Origin of the sequence: Pseudomonas protegens, from assembly GCF_003732485.1 — a bacterium.
Taxonomy (GTDB): domain Bacteria; phylum Pseudomonadota; class Gammaproteobacteria; order Pseudomonadales; family Pseudomonadaceae; genus Aquipseudomonas; species Aquipseudomonas protegens_B.
In genome coordinates this window covers 52,154-53,788 of the sequence record NZ_MOAK01000066.1, presented here as the reverse complement: position 1 = coordinate 53,788, position 1,635 = coordinate 52,154, and the positions used below count along the sequence as shown (strand labels likewise).

Sequence of the window (1,635 nt, the reverse complement as noted above, 5' to 3'; positions counted from 1 at the left end):
CCGGGGTGCTGGGCCTGCTGTTGCGGCGTAACGGCGCGCTGTACCGCAACCGCCTGTTCCTGCGCCTGGTGCTGCGGATGGGTCCCACCGGCCTGATCGCCATGCTGGCGGGCTGGATCACCACCGAAGTCGGGCGCCAGCCCTGGGTGGTGTACGGCCTGCTGCGCACCAGCGACGCCGCGTCCAACCACAGCGTGACCCAACTGAGCATCTCCCTGGCGCTGTTCGTGGTGATCTACTTCTCGGTGTTCGCGGTGGGCATCGGCTACATGATGAAGCTGGTGCGCAAGGGCCCTCAGCCCCACCACGAGCACCCGCCGACCCACCCTGTCGGCCAGGAGCCAACGCCGCGCCGTCCACTGTCCGCCATCGCCGAGACCTTTGCGTCCAGCGACCAACACCACTGAAACAAGGGATATCGACATGACGATTCAAGGCATAGACCTGTCGTTGATCTGGGGCGTGATCATTGCCTTCGGGGTGATGATGTACGTGATCATGGACGGCTTCGACCTGGGGCTGGGGATTCTCTTCCCGCTGATCCCCGATGCCCGGGAACGGGACGTGATGATGAACACCGTGGCCCCGGTCTGGGACGGTAACGAGACTTGGCTGATCCTCGGTGGCGCAGCGCTGTACGGGGCCTTTCCCCTGGCCTACTCGGTGATTCTCGAAGCCCTGTACCTGCCGCTGATCTTCATGCTGGCGGGGCTGATCTTCCGCGGCGTGGCCTTCGAGTTCCGCTTCAAGGCCAGCCCGCAGAAGCGCCACATCTGGGACTGGGCCTTTATCGGCGGCTCGCTGTTGGCGACCCTGTGCCAGGGCATCGTGATCGGCACTTACATTTCCGGCATCCCGGTGGTCAATCGCCAGTTCGCCGGCGGTTCCCTGGACTGGCTGGCGCCCTTCCCGCTGTTCTGCGGCCTGGGGCTGATCGTGACCTATGCGCTGCTGGGCAGCACCTGGCTGCTGGTCAAGACCGAGGGCATGCTCGAAGCGCGCATGCGCCACTACACCCGGCCCCTGGCGTTCGCGCTGATGGTCGTGGTGGCGGTGCTCTGCGTCTGGACCCCATTGCTGCACCCGGAAATCGCCACCCGCTGGTTCAGCCATGCCCATATCGTGATCTTCGGCGTGCTGCTGGTGCTGGGCCTGCTGGCGTTGTGCGGACTGCTGGGCACCTTGCGCCAGCATCATTCCCACTGGCCCTTCGTGTTCACCCTGGTGCTGGTGTTCCTCGGCTACATCGGCCTGGCGTTCAGCATCTGGCCGAACATCGTGCCGCCGTCCATCAGCCTGTGGGACGCGGCCTCCCCCCTGTCCAGCCAATTGTTCATCCTGATCGGCACCCTGTTCATCCTGCCGATCATCCTGATGTACACCTGCTGGAGCTACTACGTGTTCCGCGGCAAAGTGAGGATTGGCGATGGCTACCATTGATCGAGCAAAGCCCCTGACCAGCCAGCCCTGGCACCGGCAAGTGGCGCAGTTGAGCCTGCTGTTCTTTGGCCTGGTGCTGATGCTCGCCTGCAGCGGCGCACTGATGCTGGAGCTGGCTCATGGATAAGGTCACGACCCAACCTGCGCAACCGGCACCCGGCTGGCAGCGCCTGCTGTGGATGCTCGGCATCTGGC

At 64.5% G+C, this 1,635-nt stretch carries 3 protein-coding genes; all 3 read left to right on the top strand.

What is annotated here, in order from left to right; all coding sequences use genetic code 11:
* A partial coding sequence (locus BLX41_RS17355) for a cytochrome ubiquinol oxidase subunit I (RefSeq protein ID WP_148059749.1) occupies positions 1–407 on the top strand: 407 nt, incomplete at its 5' end.
* Between the two features lie 16 nt (positions 408–423).
* Positions 424–1,440 carry a cytochrome d ubiquinol oxidase subunit II gene (gene cydB, locus BLX41_RS17350; protein WP_123725877.1) on the top strand — a complete coding sequence of 339 codons (1,017 nt, stop codon included), beginning with the start codon at positions 424–426 and terminating at the stop codon, positions 1,438–1,440.
* Complete coding sequence (locus tag BLX41_RS33740) at positions 1,427–1,567, top strand: hypothetical protein (protein ID WP_185073633.1); 141 nt, start codon at positions 1,427–1,429, stop codon at positions 1,565–1,567. Before cydB ends, BLX41_RS33740 begins: the two co-directional genes overlap by 14 nt.
* The last annotated feature ends 68 nt before the right edge of the window (positions 1,568–1,635 follow it).

Coding starts and splice junctions, on each gene's coding strand:
- cydB (WP_123725877.1), top strand. CDS start 424: ATGACGATTCAAGGCATAGACCTGTCGTTGATCTGGGGCGTGATCATT.
- BLX41_RS33740 (WP_185073633.1), top strand. CDS start 1,427: ATGGCTACCATTGATCGAGCAAAGCCCCTGACCAGCCAGCCCTGGCAC.